This is a genomic window from Aeromicrobium sp., from assembly GCF_050700635.1.
Lineage (GTDB): Bacteria > Actinomycetota > Actinomycetes > Propionibacteriales > Nocardioidaceae > Aeromicrobium.
The window spans coordinates 1-5,347 of record NZ_JBOHDT010000081.1 but is presented as its reverse complement, the minus strand read 5'-3'; the positions used below and the strand labels follow the sequence as shown (position 1 = coordinate 5,347).

Sequence of the window (5,347 nt, the reverse complement as noted above, 5' to 3'; positions counted from 1 at the left end):
TTGCCGGGATCGCGAATGTCCGCGCAGACCACGACGAAGCCGGTGTCGACCGGCAGCTCGGCCAGTGACCGGACGATGCTGCGGCACCGTGCCACCAGCCCTTGTGGCGTGACGGCGTCGGCCACGTCGGCCATGACGTCGTCGGTGACCACGTGCCAGGCGACGTCCGATGCTTCAGCCTGCGAGGCCAGCTCAGGGTGTCGTTCGGACGCCTCGACTGAGGCGAAGACCTCGACGACGACACCCGGCTCGGCCAACGCCTCGCGCACGGCCTGAGGCCCCTCGGCGAGGAACTCGCGCTCGGCGGCCCGGAACGAACGAGTGGCGAGCCGCCGGGCGTGCCTCACCCGTCCGCTACGGACGGTGAGGGGCCCGGGACTCGCCACGCGTTTCGGGACCGTCGCGGTCAGGCGGCGGCGTCGTCCTTGGGGGCGTTGACGTCGGCCGGCAGGTTGTCCTTGGCGACCTGGACGAGCGCGGTGAACGCGGCCGGCTCGTTGATGGCGAGCTCCGCCAGGTTCTTGCGGTCGACCTCGACACCCGCGGCCTTGAGGCCCTGGATGAAGCGGTTGTAGGTCATGCCCTCGGCGCGGACGGCAGCGTTGATGCGCTGGATCCAGAGCCGACGGAAGTCACCCTTGCGCTTCTTGCGGTCGCGGTAGGAATAGACCAGCGAGTGCGTGACCTGCTCCTTGGCCTTGCGGTACAGACGCGACCGTTGACCGCGGTATCCCGCGGCGCGCTCGAGGGTCTCGCGGCGCTTCTTCTGTGCGTTGACAGAACGCTTGACGCGTGCCATCTCGGTTCTCCTTCAGACGAGTACGTGGGGGCTGTGCCGTTCAGGTGTGGCTGTTGGGTCGGCTCAGAGGCCGAGCAGCTTCTTGACCCTCTTGGTGTCCGCCTTGGACACGTCGGTCGTGCCGGCGAGACGGCGGGTCAGGGTGCTCGGCTTGTGCTCGAAGTTGTGGCGACGGTTGGTCTGCTCACGGCGCAGCTTGCCCTTGCCGGTGATCTTGACGCGCTTCTTCATGCCCGAGTGGGGCTTGAACTTCGGCATCTATGCCTCCATGTCTGGGTCGAGGTTCTCGGAGCGACGCCTGGGCTTCTTCGGTGTCGCCGTCTTCTTCTGTTCTTCGCGATAGGCCTTGTCGGCTTCCGCCTCAGCCTCACGCTCGGCCGCCTTCTCTGCCGTGGTGCGGGCCTTCTCGGCCTTCACCTCGGCCTGGGCCTCGGACTTCTTCTTGAGGGGCGCGAGCACCATCGTCATGTTGCGGCCGTCCTGACGCGGGTGCGCCTCGACGACGCCGAGATCCTGAACGTCCTCGGCCAGCTTCTGCAACAGCCGGTACCCGAGCTCGGGTCGGTGCTGCTCGCGGCCTCGGAACATGATCGTGATCTTGACCTTGTCGCCCGCCTTGAGGAACCGCACGACGTGACCCCTTTTGGTGGCGTAGTCGTGCTGGTCGATCTTGGGGCGGAGCTTCATCTCCTTGATGACGGTGTTCGTCTGGTTGCGACGCGACTCGCGTGCCTTCTGGGCGGCCTCGTACTTGAACTTGCCGTAGTCCATGAGCCTGCACACCGGCGGACGTGCCGTCGGCGCGACCTCGACGAGATCGAGATCGGCCTCGGCGGCCAGACGCAGGGCATCTTCGATACGGACGATGCCGACCTGCTCACCGCCGGGGCCGACGAGACGGACCTCCGGGACTCGGATGCGGTCGTTGACGCGCAGCTCTGTGCTGATGGATCCTCCTGATGGTCATGGTGGAGGACATGAAAAATGGCCTCCGTGCTGAAACGAAGGCCACCACCGGCACATTCCCTCGTTCGCCAGAGGCGAGCGGCGGGATCGCCGTCGGCCGGGCGTACCGGCCGTCTACCCCACGATCTTGCGATCGAGCAGGTGGGAGGTGAGCTCCACTTCGCCCTCAAGGGTACCAGCGGCCGCGTGCGTTCGTGAAATCGCGTCAAGTCAGCCAGGCGGGGCCGGCGTCGGTGCTGACGAGACGGTGACCGGCGGCCAGGTGCTGCACGTCGGTGGCCTCGATGACGGTGAAACCGACTCCTCCCAGGTCCAGGAGCAGGGCCGATGCGTCCTCGTCGAGAGCGGCACGTGCGGCGTCGCGTCCGCGGACGGGAACCGGTCGAGCGTCGGGATTCCAGGCCGCCATGGTGGCAACACTGCTGAAGGCCAGCAAAGCCTTCCGCCCGTCGGCTCCGGTCATCAGCACCGCGGCCATGTCAGCGTTCTTGTCAGTTCCGGCCGGTGAGTCACCGAGCAACGCGACGACCGGGACGAACACACGGACATCGCCGAGCACCGCGAGAACCTCGGCGTCGTCGCCCAGCGCATCCGCGAGGGCTGAGTCAATAGTGCCGTCGTCATCGGGGAACGCCGGCTCTGCGAGCGATGGGCGGTGGGTCATCCGATCCGCCGGACAAGATCGTTCACGGCGTCGTTGGCGGCCTTGCCGTCGCTGCCCTGGATGGCGAACAGCATGACGCGATCGTCGTCGTGCAGCACGAGCGTCGGCCACGGTGCGCCGCGGTTCATCGAGATGCCGCGCATCACCGCCCACGGGATTCGGTGCCGCCGGTAGCCGTTGAGGATCTCGAGGCCGTCGTCGTCGACCCGCACGTAGCTGCGGGCGATGCCGTGCAGGATCGCGAGAAAGGCCAGGAACGTGAGAGCCAGCGTGATGAGCTCGGCCACGGTGAACGTGATCTCCGGTGGCAACGCCATGCCGACCACCACCGCGACCACGCCCAGCGCCACCGACGCGCCGTAGGCCACGATCCGGGCACCCACTGGCCGGTACGTCGTCACAGCCGGCACGCGAGGATGTCCGTGACGAGGATGCCGCGTGCGCCGACCTCGAAGAGCTCGTCCATGACCTTCTGGGCAGTGTCGCGGGGCACCATCGAGCGCACCTCGACCCAGCCTTCGCGGCGCAGCGGCGAGATGGTGGGCGAGTCGATGCCGGGCGTGAGCTCGACGGCTCGGTCGACGTGCTCGGTGCGGATGTCGTACTCCATCATCACGTACGTACGGGCGACGAGGACTCCGTCGAGGCGCCGCTTGAAGACCTCGAACCCGGTGGGTACCTCCTCCAGTCCGCTGTGGGTGATGAGCACCGCCTCCGACGTCAGGATCGGGTCGCCGAAGACTTCCAGGTCGGCCTGGCGCAGGGTCGTGCCCGTCTCGACGACATCGGCGATCGCGTCGGCGACACCGAGACGGACGGACGACTCGACCGCGCCGTCGAGCCGGACGACGGTGGCTTCGATGCCCCTGTCGGCGAGGTACGTCTCGACGATCCCCTGGTACGAGGTGGCGACCCGGGTGCCGGCAAGATCCTGGAGCTCGCTCATCTGGCCGGCCGGCGCCGCGAAACGGAACGTCGACCCGCCGAAGCCGAGTGGCAACGCCTCGGCGGCGTGCGCGCCGGAGTCGAGCAGCAGGTCACGACCGGTGATGCCGACGTCGAGCGTGCCCTCCCCCACGTAGATGGCGATGTCGCGCGGACGCAGGTAGAAGAACTCGACGCCGTTGTCGGCGTCGATGGTGACGAGGTCCTTGGCGTTGCGGCGCTGGCGGTAGCCGGCCTCCGCGAGCATCTGGGCGGCGGAATCGGCGAGAGCGCCCTTGTTGGGCACGGCGACGGTGAGCATTTCTCTCTCTTCTCAGGCGAGACGTGACGGATGCGTGTCGGATCGGTCGGGGCACGGATGGACACGTAAGGATCCACCCGTCACAGATGCGCGTAGACGTCCTCGAGCGCGATTCCCTTCGCGAGCATCAGGACCTGCGTGTGGTAGAGGAGCTGGCTGATCTCCTCGGCGGCGCGGTCGGCGCTCTCGTGCTCGGCAGCCATCCACGACTCCGCCGCCTCCTCGACCACTTTCTTGCCGATCGCGTGCACGCCGGCGTCGAGCTCGGCGACCGTGCGCGAGCCCTCGGCGCGGGTGTTCGCCTTGTCGGCGAGCTCGGCGAACAGCTGATCGAAGGTTTTCATGGCGCAAGTCAGTCTAGGGCGTCCGTCCTCGCCGCGACTCACGCGAGTCATTCGATGGCTGATCGCCGGAAGTCGGGCGGCCTCCAGCCGCGTTCCATGGTGGCGTCCAACGTGGCATCCTGACGCCACGATGAGGCTTCCCAACGCCGCACACGAGTCGGGTCCCTGGCGGATCCGCGAGATCGTGCCGGACTTCACCCTGGAGGACGTCTGGGCGCTCCCGGTGCACGGCGGGGCCGACGACTTCCCGAAGCTGCTCGAGCTGGTGTCGTCCCTCGATCCCGCGAACGCGGACTCCCTGCCGGCCCGTGCCCTCTGGCGGATCCGCGACCGTCTCGGCGCGTGGTTGGACCTCGGCCGGATCTCCGAACCGGATGGCGGCGAGCAAGCACTACCGATCCCCGGCACAGACGAGGCGTCCCTGGCCGGGCGGCTGCCGGACGACCTCCGCGACACGACATGGGGCCAGGACTTCGGCTCGCTACCGTTCAAGCCGCTGTACCGCACCGACACCGAGTCGGCCGCGGAGGTCTCGAACAAGACCGTCCATGGCGTGATGCACCTGGCGTGGGCCGGCTGTGCCGTTGAGGATGGCGGCGACGGCCGCTACCAGGGCCAGATGGCCGTGTACGTCAAGCCACGTGGCGCTTTCGGCAGGGCCTACATGGCCTTCATCAAGCCGTTCAGGCACTGGATCGTGTACCCGGCGCTCCTGCGGCAGGTCGAACGCCGCTGGAAGGCCCGTCAGCCCTGACGGACACCGCGCAGGACGCTCCAGGTCGATAGGGCGGCCTCGGCGGCCTCGCGTCCCTTGTCCTCGCTGCTGTCGGGCAGCCCGGCGCGGTCGAGGGCCTGCTGCTCGTCGTCGCAGGTGAGCAGGCCGAACCCGATCGGCACTCCGGTGTCGAGGGCGACGCGGGCCAGACCGTCGGTGGCCGCGGTCGACACGTACTCGAAGTGGGGCGTGCCGCCCCGGATGATGACGCCCAGTGCGACCACGGCGTCGTAGCCGGCGACGGCGCAGGCTTGAGCCAGGAGCGGCAGCTCGAACGATCCGGGAGCGCGCAAGATGGTGACGTCGGTGACGCCGGCGTCGTCGAGTGCTCGTCGGGTGCCGCCGAGCAGTCCGTCCATCACCGGCTGGTGCCAGCTGGACGCGACGACCGCCACCCTGGCGCCGGACGCTTCGACCTCGAGCTCTGGTGCTCCGTGCTTGCTCATGTCTCGTCCTCCGTCGGCTGGGCGAGCTCCGGCAGGTCGTGGCCCATGCGGCGGGCCTTCGTCTGCAGGTAGCGCAGGTTGTCGGGGGTGGGAGCAACGGCGAGCGG

Annotated in this window: 10 protein-coding genes; 1 reads left to right on the top strand and 9 read right to left on the bottom strand. The window is 68.3% G+C overall.

Features of this window, described 5'->3' with window-relative positions; genetic code table 11:
- The 8 genes from ACRDPN_RS06265 to ACRDPN_RS06230 all read right to left on the bottom strand — a co-directional run.
- On the bottom strand, window positions 1-347 hold a 347-nt coding region (locus tag ACRDPN_RS06265), incomplete at its 3' end, for an RNA methyltransferase substrate-binding domain-containing protein (protein ID WP_431446514.1).
- Window positions 348-406: 59 nt separating this feature from the next.
- Window positions 407-799, bottom strand: a complete 393-nt coding sequence (gene rplT / locus ACRDPN_RS06260) for a 50S ribosomal protein L20 (RefSeq protein WP_431446513.1) — start codon at window positions 797-799, stop codon at window positions 407-409.
- 63 nt (window positions 800-862) lie between these two features.
- The gene (gene rpmI / locus ACRDPN_RS06255) at window positions 863-1,057 is read right to left on the bottom strand and encodes a 50S ribosomal protein L35 (protein WP_431446512.1); all 195 of its coding nucleotides are present in this window, start codon (window positions 1,055-1,057) and stop codon (window positions 863-865) included.
- Entirely contained in the window at window positions 1,058-1,735 is a 678-nt protein-coding gene (gene infC / locus ACRDPN_RS06250) for a translation initiation factor IF-3 (RefSeq protein WP_431446515.1), read from the bottom strand. It lies immediately after the preceding gene.
- A gap of 235 nt (window positions 1,736-1,970) precedes the next feature.
- Entirely contained in the window at window positions 1,971-2,429 is a 459-nt protein-coding gene (locus ACRDPN_RS06245) for an SseB family protein (protein ID WP_431446511.1), read from the bottom strand.
- Window positions 2,426-2,830, bottom strand: a complete 405-nt coding sequence (locus ACRDPN_RS06240) for a PH domain-containing protein (protein WP_431446510.1) — start codon at window positions 2,828-2,830, stop codon at window positions 2,426-2,428. Before ACRDPN_RS06240 ends, ACRDPN_RS06245 begins: the two co-directional genes overlap by 4 nt.
- Window positions 2,827-3,675 carry an ATP phosphoribosyltransferase gene (hisG, locus tag ACRDPN_RS06235; protein ID WP_431446509.1) on the bottom strand — a complete coding sequence of 283 codons (849 nt, stop codon included), beginning with the start codon at window positions 3,673-3,675 and terminating at the stop codon, window positions 2,827-2,829. Before hisG ends, ACRDPN_RS06240 begins: the two co-directional genes overlap by 4 nt.
- Before the next feature lie 80 nt (window positions 3,676-3,755).
- Window positions 3,756-4,019, bottom strand: coding sequence for a phosphoribosyl-ATP diphosphatase (locus ACRDPN_RS06230; RefSeq protein ID WP_431446508.1), 264 nt, complete (start codon window positions 4,017-4,019; stop codon window positions 3,756-3,758).
- A gap of 130 nt (window positions 4,020-4,149) precedes the next feature.
- Between ACRDPN_RS06230 and ACRDPN_RS06225 the strand changes: the two genes are divergently transcribed.
- Window positions 4,150-4,773 (top strand): DUF2867 domain-containing protein, encoded by a 624-nt coding sequence (locus tag ACRDPN_RS06225; protein ID WP_431446507.1) that lies wholly within the window; start codon window positions 4,150-4,152, stop codon window positions 4,771-4,773.
- On the opposite strand, the gene ribH is transcribed toward ACRDPN_RS06225, so the two are convergent.
- On the bottom strand, window positions 4,764-5,240 hold the full coding sequence (gene ribH / locus ACRDPN_RS06220; protein WP_431446506.1) for a 6,7-dimethyl-8-ribityllumazine synthase: 477 nt from the start codon (window positions 5,238-5,240) through the stop codon (window positions 4,764-4,766). The two genes, ACRDPN_RS06225 and ribH, sit on opposite strands and share 10 nt — an antisense overlap.
- Window positions 5,241-5,347 lie beyond the last annotated feature (107 nt).